Origin of the sequence: Chryseobacterium sp. S90 (assembly GCF_047444895.1) — a bacterium.
GTDB lineage: Bacteria > Bacteroidota > Bacteroidia > Flavobacteriales > Weeksellaceae > Chryseobacterium.
The window spans coordinates 493357-515815 of the sequence record NZ_JBLGCX010000001.1 but is presented as its reverse complement, the minus strand read 5'-3'; the positions used below and the strand labels follow the sequence as shown (position 1 = coordinate 515815).

The window sequence follows — 22459 nt, the reverse complement described above, 5'->3', positions numbered from 1 at the left end:
CATTTTTCAGACATTGTTGATAGATTCATCATTCTGTAGTTTTTCTTTTTTCAGATGGCTGATAAAATATGAAGGGCTTACCCCTGTTTCTTTTTTAAAGATAACTGCAAAAACTTCTCTTGAAGAGAAACCGCAAGCCTCTGCCAGATAGCTTATTTTATATTCTCTGAAGATAGGGGTGTCATATAACTTGTTTGTAATGAATTGAATCCGAAGTCCGTTAATGTAATTATTGAAGCTTTTATTTTTATATTGTTTGATAATCTCTGAAAGATATCTTGGGTTGGTAGCCAGTGAATTGGATAAAGAAGTTAGGGTCAGATCTTTTTTCAGAAACTTTTCGGATTTTTCAAATTTTGAAAGCTTATTTAGTAATAAGGCTGTAGTTTCTTCTGAGATGCTTAGATTATTTTCTGCTCCTTTATTCTCTATTTTGATTTCAGTGTCTTGCTTTTCAGAGACTTGAACTTCTTTTTTGAGATTTTCAATAATTGTTTCATATCGTTGATGAAGTTTGTTCTGATTCCGTTTCCAGTACCACCATCCTCCTGTAGCAAGAATCAGGGCAATGACAAAAAAAACGGTTGCAAACAGTAAGATATTATCCTGATGAATTTTATCTTTTTGCTGGCTTATTTTTTTTATAGTTTTATCAGCAGACATTTTATTGGAATGGGCTAAACTATCGCTAAGGTTTGAATAAAGAGCCATATATTTGATGGTAGAATCTTTATTTTTAAGGCTTTCAAAAGAATTTGTCATTGTAGCATACGCAGCCACTCTGCTGGCAGGAGAATGGGTTCTCTTTTCTAATTGTAAAACTTCCCGTGCGTACTCAATGGCTTCCTTATTTTTACCCTGTTCCGAATAGAAATTTCCCAAATAATTTAATATAGGAATTTTATCAACTTTCATCTGGGTAAATTTCCTTTGATTCATGATCTTTAATGATTTCTGCAGGTATTCTTCAGCAATATCCAGTCGTTTGGGCTTCGAAATCATCGCATAATGCATTCCTATATTCATATAAAGATAGGAGATCATGTCATACTTTTCATCAGTCTGCCGTGAATTCTCAACATCGCTTATTTTTTCTGCTTCCTGCAGACTTTTTTTGAAATACAATAAAATAGTGTCCTGATGGGCTTTTTTAGGAATATAATAGCCAGCCGTTAACCCTTGGTAAATATGTGCCCTGTTAAAATGCTTTTTGTTCTCATCGGTAAGTTTATTGACATAATATTCTGCTTTATGGAGTTCTTTGTAATTTTCATCAAAAAGGCCCAATGCAGAAAGGGCATTTCCTCTCTCAATATATGCCATAGCAATAGATTCGTTATCGTCAGTTTCTTTAGCCGCCTTTTCTACTTGATACGAATATTCAATAGATTTTTCATTTTCACCGGTATTATAATAAAGCATCATTAAGTTCTTTCCACTGGTAAGGATAGATTCTCTGTCATTAATGTTTTTAGCATCTTTGAATATCTGTAAATAAAGCTGAATCTTTTTCCTGGGATCCAGAGATGTATTTTTAGCTGATACTAATTTCTTTTCTATGCTCTGTTTTGTGATGCTCCGGTTGTTGATCTGTGCGTGATAAAAACCGAAAATGATACAGGTGAACAAAAGAATAATGTTGTTTTTCATCCTAATTACGTTGTTTTTTCTGTTTGCAATTTTAGCGTTATTTTAAGTATTTATCTGTTATTTAAATGTAATTATTTCGGAAATTATAATGCTGTTTTTTAAGATAAATATTTGATTATTAATTTGATCTGTATTAATAGGCATTTTCATGCATCGTACTTTCTTTTTATTCTATTATGTGTTTTTAACCTTAGATTTTACCTGTTCCGGTCATATACTATTTTTCCTTCAATAGATTTCAGACATCAAAAGATGCAGAATGCAGGAAAAATGAATAGCTTAAAAAGAATGTATTTACTGTTAAAAAAACATCCTCAATCTTAAAAGTTAAAGAGCATCAACTGCTTTATAATATGGATATTTTACAACATCTTTTCCAGTAATATAAACCGAATTTCTTACCATACACTCTCATTTGGTCTATGTCAATCATCTACATTTGTGATTGAAGAATTGCTTTATGCTGTGACAAGGATTTTTAAAAATTATATCAGTTAAATCTAAATAGATATGGAATAAAACAACTTTTGATGTGAACACAAAACTTTAAACACAAAACCTGAATGATGAAAAAAATAACTGTAAAAGCTTTACGCCAATGATCCTTGATCTTAAGAACATTCATATAGGATCTCTGATAAAACTACGTATTGAAGAACGGAATATCAATATACTCCGAATATGTAAATTTCTAAAATGTACAGAAGACGAACTGAATTCTATTTTATCTGAAAAGTCTTTGGATTCTGAAATCATACTGAAACTAAGTACACTGCTGGAATATGATTTTTTCAGACTTTATTCTCAGTATCTGATCCTTTATGCTCCACAAGCGATTTCAAATGATTCTGAAAAGAAAACCTCTCTTCCTCAATACCGGAAAAATATCTATACAAAAGAAATGGTAGACTTTATTCTGGAACAAATTGGAAATGGAAATAAAACACAAATGCAAATTGTACAGGAGTACAGAATTCCGAGATCTACCTTGTACAAATGGGTGAACAAATATGCACAATCAAAAAAGAAAGATTAATTGAATGAAAAACACACCTGATTATAAAAAAATTTTTAATGATATCATCAATATAAAATTCCCTGAAAAAAAAGAAATATGCAGCCATTTATTAGATAAATCAAATTTATCAGTGCTTGATATTATAGACCTTAATGAGCTTCTTTTCAGAAACAGCTCCAAAGAAAACAGTGTTTTTAATCAGAAACACCGCTCTTATAATGAATCTGTAATTTATCAAATATTAGAATATCAAAAGAAGAATAGGCTGAACAATTCCCAACTTGCCGGGCATTTTAAACTAAGCAGGAATACTGTTACTAAATGGAAAAGTCTTTTTCCTATCTAAATAGTTCTCAACCTTTTGAAAGATCTCTTATAGATCATCATTCAATTAAAAATATGCAACAGATGAATAAAAAAATGACCATAGTAATATTGGGTGGAATGTATGGCCTTTTTTCTCCCTTAGACGCCCAAACAGGGATTGGAACATCAAATCCTCAGGGTATTTTACATGTAGATGGCGCAAGAGATAATGCTGCGACCGGAATACCAACAGCTGCTCAGGCTGCAAACGATGTTATTATCAACAAGACTACAGGTTTTTTAGGGTTAGGAGTTCTTGATCCTAAGGTAAAGCTTGACATGAGGTCTTTGGGCCCGGAAAATGCAATGGGTTTAAATACAACTACGATGAGTGCGTCTGTGGCAGGAGCAGGAGCTGTAAGGTATGATGTCATCAATGCACCTGTAGGGCCAAAGATTGAAGTATCAGATGGCTCAGTATGGAGCAAGGCCTATGTTGCTCCCCAGAAGTCGGTTGTTGTTGCACGTAAAATTACAAGCCAGTCAATAACACAGGGCTCAGCAACCAATATCGGTAACTGGAATGTAGTACGTGATATGAGCAATAGTTTTGATGGAACTTTAGGAGTCTTTACAGCTCCCCGTGATGGTACATATACTTTTTTATTAACCTTTAATTTTAATGGGGTCGTTATAAATGACGGTTCCAGAGTTGAATCACAATTTTACAATACAACAACAAACACAGTGCTGGCAAGTGTGTATAAAACTTTCGGACAATCGATGACAGGCACTCCCGATGATGCTAATGCAACACGATCTACCCAGGCCGGAGGATCAAGTACAGTTACCCTTACATTGAATGCAGGTACAAAAGTAGTGACGAGGCTTTGGCATAATCTCATCTCGAGTGGTGCTGTTACGCTCAGGGTCACAAGTAATTCTACAGATCCCACTAATCCGGATGATGGGTTTAATAATTTAACAATTATCGAACATTAAAAAATTCAATATGATGAAAAAGAATAGGAGTATACCATTTACACTGCTTGCATATATTTTATGTTTTTCCTCAGGGAACATTTTTGCGCAGGTAGGTATTTTTACTCATAATCCTGCACAGACTTTACACATAGATGCAGCAAAAGACAACGGTGATACCCCGGATGCTCTGAAAGCAGCTAATGATATTGTGGTAGGTACAACAGGCAACCTTGGAATCGGCTTGCTGAATCCGGTTACCAAACTTGATCTCCGTTCTGCAGACAATAAAGGAATTATCGGGGTGGGACCAAGTGTGCAAACTCCAATTGAGGCTGGTGCCGGTGCTATACGTTATAATACAAGTGGATTTTTAGAATATTCAGATGGTGAACAATGGATTGCGCTTCCCCTTAAAGCTCCAACCAAAGCACTTGTTAATGCCAATAAAACCTCTGCGCAAAGTATTGGAAACAATACAACCACTCCAATATCAGGCTGGAATGAGACCGTTGATCTAGGCACGGCAGTTCCAAATGGAGACTTTGATCCTTCCAACGGTACTTTTACAGCTCCCCGTGACGGATTTTATCTGGTGTCATTTAATATTACGCTAGCTAGTGGCAATATCCCTAAGAATACCTTTATAGAAACGGCAATAGAAAGTAATCAGAGTGCTGAGAATATTCCCATATTTAAAACAGTAAACTCTTATCCTGCATTTCAGGCAGGAGCTGTAAGCAATTTTATAAGCGGAAACTGTAATGCCATCTTCAACCTCAAGACAGGTAACACTATTAAATTCAGTGTTAAACATAATCTGGGTGCTGCAAGGAATACCTTAAATGATGGAAAATTAAATAATCTAAGTATTAGTGAGTTATAAAAAAATATAATGATGATACAGCTATATAAAATCAAAGAAGCACTCTTAATTTTTACTCTTCTGCTTTTAGGAGTTCTCCGTGTTAATGCACAAATAGGATTTGGAGTAGGAAATCCGATAAATCCCGTTGAAATCAGTACTGATGCTGGTAAGGTTGTTATAGACAATATGGGTAGGTTAGGAGTATTAGTTCCCAGCCCTAAGGTTGCTGTAGATTTACGCAGTGGAAATAATGGTTCAATTGCGATAGGCAATACCGATAAAACTGCGAGCCAGGCTGGAGCAGGAGCTTTGCGGTATGTTGCAAGTCCTGCCATTGGAGTAAAAGGTTATTTAGAGTTTTCTGACGGTATAAACTGGGTAAGTTTTTTTCCTAAAGGTAAGCCCCGTATTGTTGTGATGGCTAATAAGATCACTCAGGATACCTATGTGTTTGAAAGTGCAACACCCTCAGAAATAGGAACTAAATCTGGTATTGTACAACGTAGATCCTCTTATTTAACCAATTGGGTTGAAAAACTTGACTCAGATTCTGGAGTGCCTACCAACAATTTTGATCCCGCCACAGGAGAGTTTGTTGCTCCCCGAACAGGCGTATATTTTGCAACCTTTACTTTTGCTCTGCAGTCCAGCCAGGTAAATACCGGAGGAAATAACCAGACAGAAGCCATTTGGGAGGTTAGAAATACCGGAGGTACAATCACTCAAAGGGTAAAAACTAATAACGGATATGCTTCAGACACAGGAGCTAGTCCTAATGCCGTACCTGTGGGTTCTGCATGTACCGTAAGTGTTTATTTGAACAAAGGAGATAAGTTAAGACCCTTTACCTGGATCACAGTAGCATTTGACGGTACAATAAGCCAATTTGATATATCAGGAAGCGGAGCATACAATTCTCTGACCATCGTAGAACAATAATGATATCGATTCATAAGTAGGTTCAGAAAATATAAATTTTAATAATGGGAATACTTCTGTCTTATCATTATTTGATTGACAGCAGCTTATTGATACCCGAAACTTGTACGAGCAATACACAAATGTCTTAATATATGCTGGGAAGCTCCCTTTTTCAGGGAGTTTCTCAGTTTTTTGTCTGCTATTACCGAATTCCTGATTTTTAATAAAATATCTTTCTGTTCTGAACTTTTATTAAATGCGCATTATGCATTTTTTTAATTGTTCTGATCACTGTTTCCACGCGCAGCCCTGTTAAATTAGCTAATTGCTGTCTCGTGAGAGGAATCTGAAATGAGTATTTGTTATTGTCATTATTGCCCTTCAGATAGTCCATTACTGTTTTGAGCTTATTTAAGGGATCCGGTGAGGAAACATTAAATAGCATCACATACTTGTAATATAACCGCTCAGCCAGGCATTTAAACATTTTGGAAGAAACTTCCGGATTTTGATCCAGTAAGCTGAAGAAATCTGTTTTGGATAATTTGAGAACAGTGCAGGGCATTTTAGCGGTAGCATTGGTAGGGTAGACCTTTTCATCAAAAAGAAATGATTCTCCAAAACTCTCCCCGTCATACAAAATGTTTTGAATAAATTCTTTACCGTCTTCGTGATAATTGTTTAGTTCAACAATACCATTAATAATCTGATAATAAAACTTTGGCAAATTTCCTTCATGAAAAATCGTTTGATTCGTTTCAAAGCTTTCATAATTTGCACCATAGGCTAATAATAAATCTTCACTTATTATCATGTCTTTAAATTTTATAAGTTAATAATGAATTATGTTTAAAAATTTATAAAACGCACAACAAAAAATAAACCATATTCAGTAAATTTTATAAAAAAAAGTACCACATTTTTTTGCTTGTTTTTTTACTCCTTTACCAATCATCTGTAAACAAAAATTCCCTGTTATAAGGGATTTATGATATTTTAACATAAATTTTATGATCTTAATCATAATGTCAATGCTTGTATTTCACTATATTTGGAATAATAAAACTAACCATGAAATAAGGATAACATAAAAACTTGTTAAACTAAAGATTATTAAAGATTATCAAAGATTATGAAAGACTTATTTTCATTAAAAGGAAAGAGGAAGGATCATATTGTGAGGTATTTTAAGAAAAAAATGTACCAATTGATCGAAAAGGGAAACTGGATTACCTTTACAATTAAAAGATGGTATAGGACCATGATTATATCCTGTCTGATATGTAATGATTTAGTTACATTAGTTATTGTAAAGACTAAGATTACTCCGTTTTATGAAAAATATACGGTGTTGTAGTGTTGATACGCTATATTATTCATCCATAGTAAGTAAGATGCAAATCTTCTTTTCTTTTGTCATTTACTGAGAAAATGCTTCGTTTGCCAGGTTTGAGTATGTGGTCAAACTTCTGGAATTCATTTCATTTATTGTTGTCTCTTTCGTGCTGAGTTTTTATAAGCTCCAGTTCTGTCTTTCTGTTTCCTGGATATTTTCCAAAAATTAATAAAGCTACTTAAAAAAGATCTGGTAAACCAAAACCAGCCATCCTGTTATACATAGCCAGGTGATCATTCCGATTATTTTTACAGGCCAATCCGAACTTTGAAATAATAGACAATCTTTAATAAATTCTTTCATACTTCTAAGATACTTTTATAGGCTGTATTTTATTTACGGAAACCCGTAACGATTATCTTTTTATGTTAAACCTCTTAATAGGGGATGAACATTATATTTGATACCTGAAGTGATTTTTATTCTTTCTACACTTATTTTCTACTCATGCACACTTACTAATTCTTCCTTGCAGTGGATTTTATCCATCTTTAATTTTACAGCCTAATCAAAAATTTTTATTATGAAAAAATTATCAAGAAATGCCTTAAAAACAATTGGAGGAGGCTTCTCATGTACCTGTGGAACCAGATATATTGGAGAATTTAGCTCAATCGCATCTTGTACTTTTGCTTGTAGTGTTCTTATTAAAGCACCATGGGATAAAGAAGTTCATTAATTTATAAAGGCCGGTTATCGGCCTTTTTTATAGCCCTATAGTTATTGGATTCTTTTGCTTTTTGTCTATAACTTAATATGATCAGAAAGAACTATAGAAGAGTTTCAAATTTTCATGAAATAAAAACCACAAAATAGTTGCATATATTATTTAAATACTTACTTTTGTACCCGCTTCGCGATTAAAGAAAATATGGGGGATTGGCGCAGTTGGCTAGCGCGTTTGACTGGCAGTCAAAAGGTCACGGGTTCGAATCCCGTATTCTCCACTTTATGTATCTGATGAAATCTTCAGAATCTACTAAAAAGATGTATACATCCTGCAAAAATTAAAGTTTGCAGGATTTTTTTTATTCCCTAACCACTTTAGAACATTCTTTTTACAAATTGCAGGGCTAACTTTTTTATCCTAAGCTCAAATACCGCTTTAAAAATCAGTATTATTGTAAGAAAATAATATTCTGCAATATTTACGGAGCATTGAGTTTTTTTAATTATTAAAGAACGATTATTATCCTAAATGTTTTTATATAATATTGTTAATCAGATAAAAGTAAAAATGATACTCAAAATATTAGCATTCGGAATCACGAAAGACATTTTCGGAACCTCGGAAAAAGAAATAGAAATAGAAGAAGGTGCCGATGTTGAAGCACTGAAAACATTGCTGGAAAAAGATTTTCCGGAACTGAAAAAACTGAAATCCTATTTTATTGCCGTTGATGATGAATATGCAGAAGACAGTCAAATTGTAACAGTTTCTAACGAAATAGCAATAATCCCTCCGGTAAGTGGCGGATAACAGATATGATTGATATAAAAATAACAGAGAATCCACTAGATATCCAAGAGTGTTTTACCCTTGCTTCCGATCCGGCATGCGGGGGAATTGCATCATTTGTAGGAACAGTACGAAATCATACCAAAGATAAAACTGTTACCAGACTGGAGTATGAGTGCTATGAATCTATGGCCGTTAAGGAGATGCGGAAAATTGCAGATAAAGCTATTTTTTTATTCTCAGTAAAAAATATTGTAATTCACCATCGTACCGGAACTTTATTTCCGGGTGATACAGCGGTAATAATCGTCGTAAGCGATGGGCATAGAAATACTGTTTTCGATGCGTGCAGCTATATTATTGAGACGATCAAGCAAACGGTTCCTATCTGGAAAAAAGAAGTGCTGGAAAACGGAGAAGAATGGGTTTCTGCACATCCCTGATTTGAGGAATAAAATTTTGTACCTTTACTAGACCAGTTGTTAAATCATGAAAGCCGATCTGTTATCCAATAAATCAGTCAAACAGATAGAAATTGTCAAAATCAATGGGAACAGCAGTTTTCCTTTTACAGATGATATTTCTATAGAAGAACCCTTGGAAATAAGGGTTTCATATCTTGCAGCAGATCAAAAAGAATCTAAAAATATATCTGTAACCATGCGGACTCCCGGAAACGATGCAGAACTGGCAGCAGGCTTTTTATTTACCGAAGGAATTATTTCCAACCGGAATCAGATTAAAACTATACATTACCCTGAATCAGAATGTTCCAGAAACAATGAAAATGTTGTGATCGTTGAGCTTGTCGATAATTTTGTTCCTGAACTCAGGAAAGCCGACCGGAACTTTTACACGACTTCCAGTTGTGGCGTATGCGGAAAAGGCTCCATAGAATCTATACGAACCGTAAGCCCTTTCCTTCATCAGAAAAAAGAAAATACGGTTGTTTCCCTTGAAACCATCTATCAGTTATCCGAAAAACTATGTTCTTTTCAGAATAATTTCAGTGCTACAGGAGGTATACATGCTTCCGGTATCTTTGACTTGGAAGGCAATCTGCTTGCTTTACGGGAAGATGTAGGAAGACATAATGCATTGGATAAACTTATAGGACATGCCATGTCTGCGGACCTTCTTCCTCTTACGGATAAAATTCTGATTTTAAGCGGAAGGGCCAGTTTTGAACTTATTCAGAAAGCGGCAATGGCAGGAATTACTACTGTTGCAGCAATAGGAGCACCTTCCAGCCTGGCAGTAGATCTCGTAAAAGAATTTGATATGACTTTATTGGGCTTTCTACGGGATAATCGCTTTAATATTTACCATAACGGGAGCCATTTTAAAATTGAAAATTTATTATGAAAATAAGAATTAAAGATAATTCAGTAAGATTTCGCCTTACACAGTCTGAAGTTGCAGAACTAGGGAAGAGCGGAGTCATCTCAAGCTTTACAGAATTTATAGACCGTCCGTTTATTTATACTATCGAAAAAACTGACGATTCAGAACTTTCTGCGACTTTTATTGAAAATAAAATTGTTCTGAAAATGCCCGGAACAATGATCACAGAATGGATTTCCACAGACAGAGTCGGCTTTGACGGACAATCCGGGCTGGTGAAAATTTTAATAGAAAAGGATTTTGTATGCATTGATAATACTTTGGAAGATCAAAGCGACAATTATCCTAACCCAAGTTTAAAGTGCTAATTTTTTAAATTAAAAAATCATGGAAAACAGAGATGAATTCAATACAATAAGAGAGGACAAAGGCCAGTTACCTTCAGCAGAACCTCCTTATAAATTGCTGGATTTGAAACTGAAACCACCAAAACTCTGGGCAGCAGGATTTCCGGCTGTTATCCATTCACTGGACCAGCTGGTGCTCAACGCTTCTGTTCTCCGTGGAGGAAGGGCACTTTTCAGTATGAATCAGTTTGACGGTTTCGATTGCCCGAGCTGTGCCTGGCCGGATCCGGATGACGAACGTTCTAAGTTGGGTGAATACTGTGAAAACGGGGCAAAAGCCCTGGCGGAAGAAGCAACCTCGAAAACAATAGGAGCAGATTTTTTCAGAGAAAATTCAGTATATGATTTAGCGAAACTAACAGATTTTGAAATCAGCCAGTTAGGAAGAATTGCAGAACCCATGTATCTTCCAAAAGGAGGAACACATTATCAGCCGATAAGCTGGGATGATGCCTTTGCAAAAATTGCCGGAAAACTGAACACTTTGGATTCTCCTAATGAAGCCATATTCTATACCTCAGGAAGAACCAGTAATGAAGCCACCTGGGTGTACCAGCTGTTTGCCCGTGAATTCGGAACCAATAACTTTCCGGACTGTTCCAATATGTGCCACGAAACCTCTGGTTATGCGCTTTCCAGAAGTATTGGGATTGGAAAAGGAACGGTAAAGCTGGAAGATTTTTATGATACGGATCTCATCATTATTATAGGACAAAACCCAGGAACGAATTCACCGAGAATGCTTTCCGCTTTGACTAAAGGGAAAAAGAACGGAGCAAAAATTATGGCCATCAATCCGCTTCCTGAAGCTGGTTTAAAGGGTTTCAAAAACCCTCAGGAAGTTCGTGCTTTACTTAATAAGCCTTATGAATTGTCAGATTTATACCTTCCCGTCAGGATCAATGGAGATATGGCACTTTTAAAAGCCCTTCAGATTCTGGTATTGGAAGAAGAAGCTAAAAATCCGGGGAAAGTTTTAGATCAGGATTTTATAATTAACAAAACGGCAGGTTTCAAAGAATTGGTTGAAGAATTGAAACGCTATGATCTCAATTTCTTATCAGAAGAATGTGGCATTTCGGTTGAAAATCTAAGAGAGGCCGCACAGATGATTGCTTCAAAAAAACGCATTATTATTTGTTGGGGCATGGGAATTACCCAACAGCATAATGGTGTGGAAATGATTTATAATATTGTGAATCTCCTGTTGATGAAAGGAAGCATAGGAATTCAGGGTGGAGGAGCCTGTCCTGTTCGTGGCCACAGCAATGTGCAGGGAAACAGAACATTACTGATTAACCATCATCCTACAACTGAACAATTAGACAGATTAGAAGAATATTACGGTTTCAAAGTTCCCAGGGAAGGCGGTTACGATGTTGTGAACGCATTGAAAGCAATGCATCAGGAAAAAGTAAAGTTTATGTTCTGTATGGGTGGAAATTTCCTTTCGGCAGCACCGGATACAACCTTTACCGCAGAAGCCATGCGAAAACTGGAAATGTCTGTGATTGTTTCTGTAAAACTTAACAGAGGCCATCTTATCCATGGGAAAGAAGCTTTGATCTTACCGGTAATTTCCCGAAGTGAAAAAGATATGATCAATGGAGAACTTCAACATGTAAGTACAGAAAATTCAATGGGTGTTGTAGAATGGTCAAGAGGTGTTCTCGATCCTATTTCAAAACACCTCATCAACGAAACGCATGTTGCCTGCAGAATGGCAAAAGCTGTTTTGGGTGAACGTTCTGTGGTAGATTGGGATCAATTTATTAATAGCTATGATGCCGTTCGTAATGATATTGAACAATGTATTCCGGGATTTGAAAATTATAATGAAAGAGTAGTGCAGAAAGGAGGTTTTTACCTTCCGAACGGACCAAGAGATGGTATCTTCAACAGTGAATTTTATCCGGGAAAAGCAGCTTTCAATATAACAGCTGTGCCTGACAATTCGCTTGCCGATGATGAATATCTGATGGGAACAACCAGAACACACGACCAGTTCAATACGGTTGTTTATGGCTTGAATGACCGTTACCGTGGGATTTTCAATGAAAGAAGAATTGTCATGATGAATGAAAAAGATATTGAGAAGGCCGGTCTCAAAGAAGGAGACCACGTAGACCTTTTCAATTATGATGATGGAATCGAAAGAATAGCCCCTCTTTTTATTGTTGTAAAATATCCTATCCCGCAGAAAAGTACCATGACCTATTTTCCGGAAACCAATGTTTTGGTATCCATCAATAACGTAGTAAATGGAGCCAATATGCCTGCTTCCAAATATGTCCGTATCAAAATCCGGAAACACAGTCCTGATATTTTTAAAAAGATTGATGATCACGTAATTGCAGCAGCCGGAACAGGTCTTGAACCTTCTTAAATGCAACAGATTATAATCATCAAGAAACTATTTTCTACGATTAAATTTTGGAGCTGATATACCACATAATATTTTAGAGTTTAACAATGATCATAAGAAAAAAGGAACACTGGTTCAGAATGCTTTTTGTATGGCACGGTTCTGTTTTGCCTGCATTGCTTCCCCGTTTGGGATTGCTTTTAATGCTTTCTTTAGTGGTGACTTATTTCCATGGAACGATTCTTTCATTTAAGGTTCCGTTAAATCCTGCACCCCTTACGCTTTTCGGTTTTGTATTGGCCTTATTTCTCGGATTCAGAAACAATGCCAGCTATGACCGGTTCTGGGAAGGACGTAAGTTATGGGGAGCTTTGTTGAACACGGCCCGCGCATTGACCCGCCAGGCACTCACTTTGAAAAACCTAGACCATAATCAGGTTTCAGTTCATCATTTTGTTCAGTTACTTAGTGCTTTTGTCTTTGCACTGAAACATCAGCTGAGAGGAACAGATGCTTATGAAGATTTACAGGTAAGGCTTAATGAAGACGAACTGAAAATTGTAGCAGCATCCAAATATAAACCGGCAGTTATTATGAGATTGCTTGCAGAATGGGTTCAGAAAGCAAAAGAGGAAGGCGGTATGGATTCTATTCAGCAGGCACGCTTTGATGAAAATTTTGATAAGCTTTCTGATATTTTGGGAGGATGTGAAAGAATTATTTCAACGCCAATTCCTTATAGCTACAGGGTTCTGCTGCATCGGACGGTGTATATCTATTGTTTTCTGCTGCCGTTTGGACTGGTAGATTCATTAGGATGGTTTACACCGCTTATTGTGGTATTTGTGGCTTATACCTTTGTTGCGTTTGAAGCGATAGCAGATGAGATCGAGGAGCCTTTTGGAACAGATGCCAATGATTTGGCTCTCAATAGTATGTGTATTATGATTGATGAAACGATTCATGAGATGACAGGAGAACGGATTGCTGATTCTCAAAAAATGACTCAGAATATTATTGATTGACAGGGCTAAAGATAATTATATGAAGGTTTCAGAAAAAAATGTGATTTATACAATCGGACATTCTGTTCATTCATTGGATGATTTCATTGAAATGCTTAATTCGTTTAACGTTAAATTTTTAGCAGATATCCGGAGATTTCCGGGATCAAAAAAGTATCCGTGGTTCAATAAAGAAAATCTGGAAAAGATACTCCCTGAAAATAATATTGAATATGTCCATCTTGAAGAATTGGGAGGCAGGAGAAAGGTACAGCCCGGTTCAGTAAACAGCCGATGGCGGAATGAATCTTTCCGGGGATATGCTGATTATATGCAAACCTCAGAATTTGTAACCGCGGTTGAAAAGCTGGAACACATTGCCAGGGAAAAGACAACAGCTTTTATGTGCTCTGAAGCGGTATGGTGGCGATGCCACAGATCTATGGTTTCTGATTATCTTAAAGCAAGAGGCTGGAAAGTAGAGCATATTATGAATGTCGGAAAAATAGAAGAACATCCTTATACCTCGCCAGCAAGAGTATATGATGGAAAGGTTTTTTATTCCGATGCAAGTTTATTTGATTAAAAGATAAATGTAAAGAATCTGAACTCACGGAAATTGAGTCTGTAATCCTAAGGCTGTATGGTATGAATGCCGCCTTTTAATGAAAACACTTCTTTGTCAGGGAAAACCTTTTTTATCTTTCTTACAGCTTCTGCACTGCGTTTCCCGGATTGACAATACACCAAAAGAGGTTTTGACAAACCGGAAAAGGAATGTACATGGTGTTGTAGTTCTTCCACAGGAATATTGGTTCCGCCGATATTGAAATGTTGATGTTCTTCTACAGAACGTACATCTATAATTTCAAAATGATTTTTCTCCTGCATCAGCTGTTCAAACGTAATAATCTGAACAGTCTGGGGCAAAGATGTAATTTGTGCAGATGTTTTTCTTAATTTAATAACCTGGGTTTTGCCGTTCAGAACATTCATCAGCCATAATTTTCCGGCTAATACATCCTGTGGCTGGGTAAAATATTTTATAACTTCATTGGCCTGCATACATCCAATAATGCCTGCTAACGTAGGAAGTACACCGCCTTCTCTGCAGTTGGGAACCTGAGATTCTTCAGCATCAGGAAAAACATCACGGTAATTGGGGGAGTAGGTGCCATCTTCCTGTAAGACATTCCAGATGCTTACCTGGCCTTCATATTGGTAAATAGCACCATAAACTAAAGGTTTTCCAGCCAGAACGCAGGCGTCATTCAACAGACATTTCGTTTCAAAATTATCTGTTCCTTCCACAATCAGATCGAATTCAGAAATCAAATCCATAACATTTGAGGAAGTTACCTTTAAACGATAAGGAATTATGGAAACGGCTGGGTTTTGCTGTTGTAGTTTTTTTGCCGCAGCATCTACTTTATACGTTCCGATATCCTGGGGAGTATATAGAATCTGACGGTGCAGATTGCTTTCCGAGACGAGATCATCATCCGCAAGAGCAATCGTACCTATTCCTGAAGAAACGAGATATTGTGCCGTAGGACAGCCAAGACCTCCCATGCCCACAATCAGAATTTTAGCATGATGAAGCAATTCCTGGGAAGAAATACCAAATCCAGGTAAAGAGATCTGGCAGTGATAGCGTTCAAAAGGATCGTTCATAGGCATGTTTTTATGATTTCTTTAGAATTTCCTTTGCTTTTGTCATTTCTTCCGGTGTATTTACATTCATCAAAGCATCAGGATTATTGGGTTTCAGGATTAATGTATCACTATTCATCAGAACTTTTCTGGGACAGGTATTTCCTAAGCCTAAAAAATTCAGGAGTAAGGGATAGCTTTTAGGTTCCCAGATGGTGATCAAAGGTTCGGGCAAACCGTCAAAAGGACTTTCGTAGGTTGTAGCAGCTTTTTCAGCATCTCTGGACCGGATCAGAAATTCTAATGAATTTTTATCCAGCAGGGGAAGATCACAAGCTACCACCAGCCATGCTTTATCTCTTTGGGTACGCAAGGCAGAAAGTATTCCACCGAAAGGGCCCATGTTTAAAAAAGTATCGGTAAGGGCGTTATAATCCGTATCGAAATGTTCCAATTGGTCCTGTCTGCAGGAAATAAAAACATTCTCACAAAACGGAGCTAAAAGATCAGCTGCATAATACCGCTGTTCTTTCCCGTGCCAATTGATTTTATCTTTAGGATTTCCCATTCTAAGGCTTTTTCCTCCTGCAAGTACCAGCCCGTTCAATTGAGGGAAATCAGTCTCTTTTGAAATCATTTTTTCCACCTGATTTTTCGATTAGTTTTATCTCTTTGATTACAATATCATGGCTCATTGCTTTGCACATATCATAAATGGTAAGGGCAGCAACAGATGCTCCTGTAAGAGCTTCCATTTCGATACCTGTTTTAGCTTCAATCTCAGCAGTGCAATAGATTTCAATTTCGTTTTCAGTATTGATATCAATCTCTACTTCACAGTTATCCATACCAATCGGATGACAGAGTGGGATTAGTTCGCCTGTTTTTTTAGCGGCCATTATCCCGGCAATAATAGCGGTCTGAAATACTGAGCCTTTTTTTGTTTTGAAATCTTCCTGTTGAAGTGCAGCCAAAATATTTTCAGGAAGTATTACCACCGCTTTAGCTACTGCTTTTCGGTGTGTAATTTTTTTCTGCCCGACATTTACCATGCCCGGTTGTTCCTTTTTATTAAGATGTGAAAAATTTGTCATGTGTAAGATTAAAAATTATATTTCCAGACTTTGTAGACTTCACCCTTCGTGAATTCATTTTTTTCCAGAGGAAGTTCTATAAATGCATCGGTTTCCGCAAGGTGGGAAAAATCTCCGGAACCATTGGTATTGACAGATTCTGCAATGACCTGCCCCGATGAGTTAACACTGAGTCTTACTTGAGCAAAATACTGTAATGGAAAAGGGAAATCAAGATCATTCTGCAAAACCGCATATTGGGCAGTTTCCGGAATCTCTAAAGATCTTTCCAGCCAGGGAATAAAATATCGGTGAAGACACATCAATACGGAAACAGGATTCCCGGGAAAGGCAAAAACCAGTTTTCCATTCTGGCTTTTTCCAAACCAAAAAGGTTTTCCGGGTCTTTGTTTTATTTTGTGAAAAAGTTTTTCTATTCCCGCTTCTTCACAGGCTTTAGGCAGATAATCGAATTTTCCCATAGACACTCCGCCGCTCATCAGCAAAATGTCATATGTTTCGATACATCTCGAAAGCTCGTTCTTTATTAATTGAAAATCGTCATTCAAATGCAGCAGATCTGCACTGATCTTATATTTTTCCAAAACGGATTTTATAGTGATTCCATTAGAACGTCTTAGCTGAAATGGAGTAGGCTGGTCTTCAGGGGATATCATTTCGTCTCCGGTGGAAATAATAGCAACCTTAGGAAGTTTTTTTACGTTTAACAATGTTTTTCCGACTGATGCAGCAATCCCGAGAATGGAGGGGGTGATGACCTGATTGGCTTTTACCAATATTTCTCCTGCTTTTTTGTCCTTTCCCTTCAGATGGATATTCTGTCCTTTTTTTATCGGAATCGTAAAGCCCACCAGATTATTATTAATCGAAATATCTTCATAACGAATCACAGTATCTACAGAAGGATCTAAGGCGGCTCCGGTCATGATTTCAATGCATTCGTCTTCAGTATCAATAAAAACAGGAAGTTCTCCGGCGGCTTGTACAGCTTTTATTTTATAGGTGTGAATTCCATTTTTATATGAATTAAAATATATTGCAATTCCATCTACTGTAGATCTGTCAAAGGGTGGCAAATCGGAATCTGCTGTAATACTTTCAGCTAAAATCCTTCCTAAAGCATTTTCATAGAAAATCTCTTCGGTTCCAAAGTTTTTGATTTGAGAAAGTATAATTTCTTCTGCCTGTTGTACACTGATCATTTCCATAATTATCCTCCGATTGTTGCCATAGACTGATGAATTTGTGACGCGCTAAGACTCTCTTTTTGAGCTTCCCATCCGTCCTTTGGTTTGTTTTGTATGCTGTTGATTATGATATCTTTCAGCTCTTTGTCTGTTTTTCCCATCCGGATCTCATCTTTGAGATTTACACCGGTACCTTCATAAAGGCAGGTTCTGAGAATACCGGAAGGTGTGATTCTTATTCTGTTGCAATCTCCGCAAAATGAACGAGTATATGCCGCAATGATTCCTATATTTCCAGTAAAGCCGGGAATCTTATAATTATATGCCGTTGAATGTTTAGGATCTTGAATCTTTTGTATTTCAGGGAAATATTCTTTTATATAGTTGTAAATATGTGAGAAATTCCATTTCAGAGAAATATCTGTATCACCACCATTGAAAGGCATTTCTTCAATAAAACGCACATCAACGGGAAGATCTTTCGTAAGTTCCACCAAAGGAATAATATCCTCAATATTTTCATTTTCCATCACCACCGTATTGATTTTTACTTTGATATGATGCTGAAGAAGAGCTTCTAACGTTTTCATGACCTTATCAAAGCTGTTTCTTCTGGTAATTTTGAAAAATCGGTCTTTATCAAGGGTATCAAGACTTAGATTAACAGATTTTATCCCGAATTTTTTAAGTTCCGGAATATAGGGCTCGGTAAGAAGGCCATTGGTTGTTAAACTGAGATCAGTCAGGCCCTCTAATTGTGATATTTCCCGGATAAGTTCAATGCTGTTTTTTCGTACAAAGGGTTCTCCGCCGGTGATCCGGATTTTATCTACTCCCATTTTTGTAAATACAGAACAGATTCTGAGCATTTCTTCATCAGTCATTAATTCCTTTTGCTTGATCCAGGTAAGACCATTTTCCGGCATGCAGTATGTACATCGGAGATTACAACGGTCTACAATTGCAAGCCTGAGATAATTAATATTCCTTCCAAATTTATCTGTCAACATTTTAAATACGATGAGTCCTATTACAAATATACTGAATGTTTTTTGTGGTAATGATCAATTTTATACTTATTGCCTAAATAATAATTTACTTTTTCAAATTTGGATATGGGCTGTCGCTAATGACTATTATAATTGTTTTTACCGAATAGGGAACGTAGCAAAAGGAAAATTCAAGGTATTAAAAAGTTAGGGCAAAATAAAATATTAAGAAATATTCATTGTAAGAAAAAATAATAAAATCGGTATCTTTGAAAAAGAATAAACCAATTGTAATTCTGATTCATTCAGAATGTAGCTTTTCCCACTAAAAATTATGGAGCATATTAAATTGATTGTTACGGACATGGACGGGACTTTTCTTAATTCCAGCCATGAAATGAGCCCTGAGTTTTCGGATGTTTATAAAGAACTGAAAAAAAGAAACATTTTATTTGTACCGGCAAGCGGAAGGCAGATGCCCGGGATAACCCATTATTTCGGAGATATAGAGAGCGAGATCGGTTTTATTGCTGAAAACGGAGGTTATATAATCTATAAAGATCAGGAACTTTTTGCTGATACCCTGGAGTATAAACATATTGTTGAGATCATCAAGACAGTTCGTGAAATACCGGGTGCTAAAGCTGTATTATCCGCTAAGAAATATGCTTATTATGAAACCGACGATCAGCAGTTTGTAGATTTTTTCTCAAAGTACTATACCAAAAATATGAAGAAAGATGATCTGACGGAAAAAATTGATGATACCGCCTTTAAAATTGCAGTTTATCATCCGGATGGTTCCGAAAAGCATCTTTATCCTGCCCTTAAAAAATTTGAAGATCAGGGACTTGAAGTTGTTGTTTCTGGAGCGCATTGGCTGGATGTCATGAATAAAGATATCAATAAGGGAAACGCTCTGAAAATACTTCAGAAGTCACTGGGGATTTCTCCTGAAAATACGATGGCTTTCGGGGATTATATGAATGATATAGAAATGCTGAAGAATGCAAAATATTCCTATGCTATGGAAAATGCTCACCCGAATGTGAAGCAGGCAGCTAATTTTGAAGCTTCTACTAATGACAGTTTTGGAGTATTGAAAACGATTAAAGATTACTTACAAAACTGATTTTGTGCTCTGTATATCATTGATATGCTGAAGTTTCGGCATAAAAATATCATGTTTTTCTGAAAATGATAAAAAAGATGAGTCTTATAAAAGACTCATCTTAGTATAAAAGTAAGAGAAGATCAGGTTAAGATCTGATAAACTCCAGGATATCTTTGTTAATTGTTTCGTGCTCTGTGGTAGGCATTCCGTGGGGGAAACCGGGATAGGTAATCAGTTTTCCGTTCTTTAATAATTTAATTGATTTTAATGCTGCATTTGCAATAGGAACAATTTGATCATCCTCACCATGCATCACCAAAACAGGAATGTCAACGGCTTTCAGATCTTCAGTTAAATCTGTTTCAGAAAAAGCTTTTATACCGTCATAATGTGCTACGATACCGCCCATCATTCCTTGTCTCCACCAGTTTCTCTGAATACCTTCCTTGATGTTGGCTCCTTCTCTGTTGTAACCGTAGAAAGGAAATGTCAAATCAATATAAAATTGATTTCTGTTGTTTAAGGTCTGGTCTCTGATATTGTCAAAAACTTCAATCGGAACACCATCAGGATTGCTTTCGCTTTTTACCATTACCGGTGGAATGGCGCTGATCAGAACTGCTTTTTTAGCTCTTCCGTTAGAATATTTGTTTACGTAACGGATCACTTCACCACCACCTGTTGAGTGTCCGATGTGAACGACGTCTTTCAAATCAAGAAATTCTACCAGTTCAGCCGCATCAGAAGCATATTGTTCAATGGTATGATTGTAAATATTCTGGCTTGAACGTCCGTGTCCTCTTCTGTCGTGGGCAATGACTCTGTATCCTTTCTGTAAGAAAAAGATTACCTGTGCATCCCAGTCATCAGATGATAAAGGCCATCCGTGGTGAAACATCAATACTGGTCCTTCTCCCTGATCTTTGTAAAAAATTTCTGTTCCGTCTTTTAATGTTAATGTGCTCATTGTTGTTATGTTTTTAATGTTATGAATTGATTTATTTTAAAAATGATTTTGTTTAATTAATGGTATTTTCACGTACCAGCTGAAAAAGATCTTCAGCGCTGCCATTGAATTTATTTCCGTTAATGAAAAAAGATGGAGTTCCGTTCACTCCGCTGACAATACCGCTTTCAAAGTCGGTATCTATTTTTTCTGCCAATGTCTGCTTTTGAATATCTGCTTTGAATTGAGAGATATTTAAATCCAGTTTTTCCGCCAGCTTTAATAGTAGGTTTTCATTCAGAAATTCCTGATTTTCATAAATAGCATCATGCATTTCCCAGAATTTCCCCTGTAATCCTGCCGCTTCTGCTGCCAACGCTGCCGACCTTGCATAAAGATGCATTTCCGACAGAGGAAAGTTTCTGAAAACAAACCTGATATGATTTCCATATTCTTTCATTAATTCTTTAAGAACCGGATAGGCGGCTCCACAATAAGGACATTGATAATCTCCGTATTCAACAATGACTAAATCGGCATCCAAATTGCCCTGGGTATGGTCAGCATTGCTGACTGATGGTTTTAATGACATATTTATTTTGTATTAAGGTTTTCTAAAGCTTCTAAAATTCCGTCCGCACCTGGGTTGATCGCCGTAGGTGAGAGATAGCTCCATTGGATGATGCCATCTTTATTAATGACAAAAAGAGCTCTGTTGCATTCCCCTTCCTCATCATTATAAACGCCATATTTCTTTGCGGTTTCTCCTTTTGCTTCAAAATCTGCCAGCAATGGAAAGTGCAGGTTTCTGGATTGTGAAAATGCGAGGTGGCACCATTTACTGTCTACAGAAATTCCGAAGATCTCAGCATCATATTTTTTGAAATATTTCAGCATTTCGTTATACAAAGCCATCTGGTCACTACAAACCGGACTCCAGTCTGCGGGATAAAAGGCAAGGATGACGTTTCTGCCTCTGAATTCGGATAAGGTGATTTTCTGATCAGGAGTTGCAAATAATGTAAAATCAGGAGCAACTGTATTTTTTTGTAACATTGGATTAGTTTTTAAGAGTTGAAATTGGTATTGTTAATGCGCAGATCAGCAGTAAAGCTGCCGGAAAAATCAGTGTCCAGTTTCCTGAAAAAGCGAGTAGGAAAGGAGCCGCCGAAGCACCGGAGAGAAAACCCAGCCATAAGAATAATAAGTGAAAGATATTCGCTTTATATTCATTGCGCTGGTCTTTATTATCATTCATTACAAACAGGGCTGCCGCTCTTGCGAGGCTGTTTAAAGTTCCTGTAACAAAATCGGTATTGATCTTTTGGCTGCCGACTGATGTTACAATCGTATTCATAAGGCCCATCGAAAAACCGATCACTGCGATGGATACCACATTCGCAATATGTTCATAATAATCAGCGATACTGTAAAAGATCATGATTCCTGAAACAATGTAGAAGGTAATATTTTTAACCCTGCATCTCTTCCATAAAGATAAACAGGTACCCGTATAAATTCCGGTCAGAAAAAATAAGATAACTGTAACAGAAGTAATGATTATACCGGACTTTTCATTGAAAAAAGCGGCTCCCAGCTGTGTGGTATTTCCACTCATAAAAGAAACATAGGTTTTCCATTGAATCAGTCCTGTGGCATCGGTATATCCTGCGATAAAAGCCAGGAATATTGCAAGTTTCTCCTGTATTCTGACAGATCCGTCAGAAATAAGAGATTGTGTTTCCGGAACCAAAGTA

Annotated in this window: 25 protein-coding genes and 1 tRNA gene; 15 read left to right on the top strand and 11 right to left on the bottom strand. The window is 36.7% G+C overall.

Annotation, left to right across the window (positions count from 1 at the left end; translation table 11 throughout):
• Positions 1-6: 6 nt before the first annotated feature.
• Positions 7-1650, bottom strand: a complete 1644-nt coding sequence (locus tag ACLMCG_RS02515) for an AraC family transcriptional regulator (RefSeq protein ID WP_413958671.1) — start codon at positions 1648-1650, stop codon at positions 7-9.
• 598 nt (positions 1651-2248) lie between these two features.
• Between ACLMCG_RS02515 and ACLMCG_RS02510 the strand changes: the two genes are divergently transcribed.
• From ACLMCG_RS02510 to ACLMCG_RS02490, 5 genes are all read left to right on the top strand, one after another.
• Positions 2249-2686 (top strand): transposase, encoded by a 438-nt coding sequence (locus ACLMCG_RS02510; RefSeq protein WP_413958670.1) that lies wholly within the window; start codon positions 2249-2251, stop codon positions 2684-2686.
• A 4-nt stretch (positions 2687-2690) separates the two neighbouring features.
• Positions 2691-3014 (top strand): helix-turn-helix domain-containing protein, encoded by a 324-nt coding sequence (locus ACLMCG_RS02505; protein ID WP_413958669.1) that lies wholly within the window; start codon positions 2691-2693, stop codon positions 3012-3014.
• 74 nt (positions 3015-3088) lie between these two features.
• The gene (locus tag ACLMCG_RS02500) at positions 3089-3976 is read left to right on the top strand and encodes a hypothetical protein (RefSeq protein ID WP_413958668.1); all 888 of its coding nucleotides are present in this window, start codon (positions 3089-3091) and stop codon (positions 3974-3976) included.
• A gap of 10 nt (positions 3977-3986) precedes the next feature.
• Positions 3987-4841, top strand: a complete 855-nt coding sequence (locus ACLMCG_RS02495; protein WP_413958667.1) for a hypothetical protein — start codon at positions 3987-3989, stop codon at positions 4839-4841.
• A 9-nt stretch (positions 4842-4850) separates the two neighbouring features.
• Positions 4851-5762 carry a hypothetical protein gene (locus ACLMCG_RS02490; RefSeq protein ID WP_413958666.1) on the top strand — a complete coding sequence of 304 codons (912 nt, stop codon included), beginning with the start codon at positions 4851-4853 and terminating at the stop codon, positions 5760-5762.
• Positions 5763-5964: 202 nt separating this feature from the next.
• Here ACLMCG_RS02490 and ACLMCG_RS02485 read toward each other — a convergent pair whose 3' ends face one another.
• Complete coding sequence (locus ACLMCG_RS02485; protein ID WP_223598724.1) at positions 5965-6558, bottom strand: Crp/Fnr family transcriptional regulator; 594 nt, start codon at positions 6556-6558, stop codon at positions 5965-5967.
• A 1105-nt stretch (positions 6559-7663) separates the two neighbouring features.
• Between ACLMCG_RS02485 and ACLMCG_RS02480 the strand changes: the two genes are divergently transcribed.
• From ACLMCG_RS02480 to ACLMCG_RS02440, 9 genes are all read left to right on the top strand, one after another.
• Complete coding sequence (locus ACLMCG_RS02480; protein ID WP_223598723.1) at positions 7664-7819, top strand: hypothetical protein; 156 nt, start codon at positions 7664-7666, stop codon at positions 7817-7819.
• Between the two features lie 194 nt (positions 7820-8013).
• Positions 8014-8087: transfer RNA gene (locus ACLMCG_RS02475), tRNA-Ala, on the top strand.
• Positions 8088-8377: 290 nt separating this feature from the next.
• Positions 8378-8620, top strand: coding sequence for a MoaD/ThiS family protein (locus ACLMCG_RS02470; RefSeq protein ID WP_413958665.1), 243 nt, complete (start codon positions 8378-8380; stop codon positions 8618-8620).
• 5 nt (positions 8621-8625) lie between these two features.
• Positions 8626-9042, top strand: a complete 417-nt coding sequence (locus ACLMCG_RS02465; RefSeq protein ID WP_413958664.1) for a molybdenum cofactor biosynthesis protein MoaE — start codon at positions 8626-8628, stop codon at positions 9040-9042.
• Between the two features lie 46 nt (positions 9043-9088).
• Positions 9089-9964: a formate dehydrogenase accessory sulfurtransferase FdhD gene (gene fdhD, locus ACLMCG_RS02460; protein WP_413958663.1), complete on the top strand. Its 876-nt coding sequence runs from the start codon at positions 9089-9091 to the stop codon at positions 9962-9964.
• Positions 9961-10311, top strand: a complete 351-nt coding sequence (locus ACLMCG_RS02455) for a DUF7009 family protein (protein WP_223598720.1) — start codon at positions 9961-9963, stop codon at positions 10309-10311. The genes fdhD and ACLMCG_RS02455 overlap by 4 nt, the downstream gene beginning before the upstream one ends.
• Before the next feature lie 19 nt (positions 10312-10330).
• Positions 10331-12736 carry an FdhF/YdeP family oxidoreductase gene (locus tag ACLMCG_RS02450; protein ID WP_413958662.1) on the top strand — a complete coding sequence of 802 codons (2406 nt, stop codon included), beginning with the start codon at positions 10331-10333 and terminating at the stop codon, positions 12734-12736.
• A gap of 86 nt (positions 12737-12822) precedes the next feature.
• The gene (locus ACLMCG_RS02445; RefSeq protein WP_413958661.1) at positions 12823-13740 is read left to right on the top strand and encodes a bestrophin family protein; all 918 of its coding nucleotides are present in this window, start codon (positions 12823-12825) and stop codon (positions 13738-13740) included.
• A 19-nt stretch (positions 13741-13759) separates the two neighbouring features.
• Positions 13760-14305, top strand: a complete 546-nt coding sequence (locus ACLMCG_RS02440) for a DUF488 family protein (RefSeq protein WP_413958660.1) — start codon at positions 13760-13762, stop codon at positions 14303-14305.
• A 47-nt stretch (positions 14306-14352) separates the two neighbouring features.
• Here the strand turns inward: ACLMCG_RS02440 and ACLMCG_RS02435 are convergent, their stop codons facing one another.
• Genes ACLMCG_RS02435 through moaA form a run of 5 tightly spaced genes read right to left on the bottom strand, consistent with a single transcriptional unit; the run spans position 14353 to position 18663 of the window.
• The gene (locus ACLMCG_RS02435) at positions 14353-15393 is read right to left on the bottom strand and encodes a ThiF family adenylyltransferase (protein ID WP_413958659.1); all 1041 of its coding nucleotides are present in this window, start codon (positions 15391-15393) and stop codon (positions 14353-14355) included.
• A 10-nt stretch (positions 15394-15403) separates the two neighbouring features.
• A complete protein-coding gene (locus tag ACLMCG_RS02430) occupies positions 15404-16009 on the bottom strand; it encodes an NTP transferase domain-containing protein (protein ID WP_413958658.1) in 606 nt (201 codons plus the stop codon).
• A complete protein-coding gene (gene moaC / locus ACLMCG_RS02425) occupies positions 15990-16466 on the bottom strand; it encodes a cyclic pyranopterin monophosphate synthase MoaC (protein WP_223598714.1) in 477 nt (158 codons plus the stop codon). The genes ACLMCG_RS02430 and moaC overlap by 20 nt, the downstream gene beginning before the upstream one ends.
• An 8-nt stretch (positions 16467-16474) precedes the next feature.
• Complete coding sequence (locus ACLMCG_RS02420) at positions 16475-17674, bottom strand: molybdopterin molybdotransferase MoeA (RefSeq protein ID WP_413958657.1); 1200 nt, start codon at positions 17672-17674, stop codon at positions 16475-16477.
• Between the two features lie 2 nt (positions 17675-17676).
• On the bottom strand, positions 17677-18663 hold the full coding sequence (moaA, locus tag ACLMCG_RS02415; RefSeq protein WP_413958656.1) for a GTP 3',8-cyclase MoaA: 987 nt from the start codon (positions 18661-18663) through the stop codon (positions 17677-17679).
• Positions 18664-18976: 313 nt separating this feature from the next.
• On the opposite strand from moaA, the gene ACLMCG_RS02410 reads away from it, so the two are divergent.
• Complete coding sequence (locus tag ACLMCG_RS02410) at positions 18977-19774, top strand: Cof-type HAD-IIB family hydrolase (protein ID WP_223598711.1); 798 nt, start codon at positions 18977-18979, stop codon at positions 19772-19774.
• A 127-nt stretch (positions 19775-19901) separates the two neighbouring features.
• Here the strand turns inward: ACLMCG_RS02410 and ACLMCG_RS02405 are convergent, their stop codons facing one another.
• The 4 genes from ACLMCG_RS02405 to ACLMCG_RS02390 are packed head-to-tail and all read right to left on the bottom strand — an operon-like array spanning position 19902 to position 22455.
• Complete coding sequence (locus tag ACLMCG_RS02405; RefSeq protein WP_223598710.1) at positions 19902-20723, bottom strand: alpha/beta fold hydrolase; 822 nt, start codon at positions 20721-20723, stop codon at positions 19902-19904.
• A gap of 52 nt (positions 20724-20775) precedes the next feature.
• Positions 20776-21294, bottom strand: a complete 519-nt coding sequence (locus ACLMCG_RS02400; protein WP_413958655.1) for a DsbA family protein — start codon at positions 21292-21294, stop codon at positions 20776-20778.
• Between the two features lie 2 nt (positions 21295-21296).
• A complete protein-coding gene (locus tag ACLMCG_RS02395; protein WP_413958654.1) occupies positions 21297-21758 on the bottom strand; it encodes a redoxin domain-containing protein in 462 nt (153 codons plus the stop codon).
• Between the two features lie 4 nt (positions 21759-21762).
• Positions 21763-22455: a YoaK family protein gene (locus tag ACLMCG_RS02390; RefSeq protein ID WP_413958653.1), complete on the bottom strand. Its 693-nt coding sequence runs from the start codon at positions 22453-22455 to the stop codon at positions 21763-21765.
• Positions 22456-22459 lie beyond the last annotated feature (4 nt).

Bases quoted from the DNA above. Each gene is read 5' to 3' on its own strand.
- ACLMCG_RS02515 (WP_413958671.1), bottom strand. From the start codon at position 1,650: ATGAAAAACAACATTATTCTTTTGTTCACCTGTATCATTTTCGGTTTT.
- ACLMCG_RS02510 (WP_413958670.1), top strand. From the start codon at position 2,249: ATGATCCTTGATCTTAAGAACATTCATATAGGATCTCTGATAAAACTA.
- ACLMCG_RS02505 (WP_413958669.1), top strand. From the start codon at position 2,691: ATGAAAAACACACCTGATTATAAAAAAATTTTTAATGATATCATCAAT.
- ACLMCG_RS02500 (WP_413958668.1), top strand. From the start codon at position 3,089: ATGACCATAGTAATATTGGGTGGAATGTATGGCCTTTTTTCTCCCTTA.
- ACLMCG_RS02495 (WP_413958667.1), top strand. From the start codon at position 3,987: ATGATGAAAAAGAATAGGAGTATACCATTTACACTGCTTGCATATATT.
- ACLMCG_RS02490 (WP_413958666.1), top strand. From the start codon at position 4,851: ATGATGATACAGCTATATAAAATCAAAGAAGCACTCTTAATTTTTACT.
- ACLMCG_RS02485 (WP_223598724.1), bottom strand. From the start codon at position 6,558: ATGATAATAAGTGAAGATTTATTATTAGCCTATGGTGCAAATTATGAA.
- ACLMCG_RS02480 (WP_223598723.1), top strand. From the start codon at position 7,664: ATGAAAAAATTATCAAGAAATGCCTTAAAAACAATTGGAGGAGGCTTC.
- ACLMCG_RS02470 (WP_413958665.1), top strand. From the start codon at position 8,378: ATGATACTCAAAATATTAGCATTCGGAATCACGAAAGACATTTTCGGA.
- ACLMCG_RS02465 (WP_413958664.1), top strand. From the start codon at position 8,626: ATGATTGATATAAAAATAACAGAGAATCCACTAGATATCCAAGAGTGT.
- fdhD (WP_413958663.1), top strand. From the start codon at position 9,089: ATGAAAGCCGATCTGTTATCCAATAAATCAGTCAAACAGATAGAAATT.
- ACLMCG_RS02455 (WP_223598720.1), top strand. From the start codon at position 9,961: ATGAAAATAAGAATTAAAGATAATTCAGTAAGATTTCGCCTTACACAG.
- ACLMCG_RS02450 (WP_413958662.1), top strand. From the start codon at position 10,331: ATGGAAAACAGAGATGAATTCAATACAATAAGAGAGGACAAAGGCCAG.
- ACLMCG_RS02445 (WP_413958661.1), top strand. From the start codon at position 12,823: ATGATCATAAGAAAAAAGGAACACTGGTTCAGAATGCTTTTTGTATGG.
- ACLMCG_RS02440 (WP_413958660.1), top strand. From the start codon at position 13,760: ATGAAGGTTTCAGAAAAAAATGTGATTTATACAATCGGACATTCTGTT.
- ACLMCG_RS02435 (WP_413958659.1), bottom strand. From the start codon at position 15,393: ATGAACGATCCTTTTGAACGCTATCACTGCCAGATCTCTTTACCTGGA.
- ACLMCG_RS02430 (WP_413958658.1), bottom strand. From the start codon at position 16,009: ATGATTTCAAAAGAGACTGATTTCCCTCAATTGAACGGGCTGGTACTT.
- moaC (WP_223598714.1), bottom strand. From the start codon at position 16,466: ATGACAAATTTTTCACATCTTAATAAAAAGGAACAACCGGGCATGGTA.
- ACLMCG_RS02420 (WP_413958657.1), bottom strand. From the start codon at position 17,674: ATGGAAATGATCAGTGTACAACAGGCAGAAGAAATTATACTTTCTCAA.
- moaA (WP_413958656.1), bottom strand. From the start codon at position 18,663: ATGTTGACAGATAAATTTGGAAGGAATATTAATTATCTCAGGCTTGCA.
- ACLMCG_RS02410 (WP_223598711.1), top strand. From the start codon at position 18,977: ATGGAGCATATTAAATTGATTGTTACGGACATGGACGGGACTTTTCTT.
- ACLMCG_RS02405 (WP_223598710.1), bottom strand. From the start codon at position 20,723: ATGAGCACATTAACATTAAAAGACGGAACAGAAATTTTTTACAAAGAT.
- ACLMCG_RS02400 (WP_413958655.1), bottom strand. From the start codon at position 21,294: ATGTCATTAAAACCATCAGTCAGCAATGCTGACCATACCCAGGGCAAT.
- ACLMCG_RS02395 (WP_413958654.1), bottom strand. From the start codon at position 21,758: ATGTTACAAAAAAATACAGTTGCTCCTGATTTTACATTATTTGCAACT.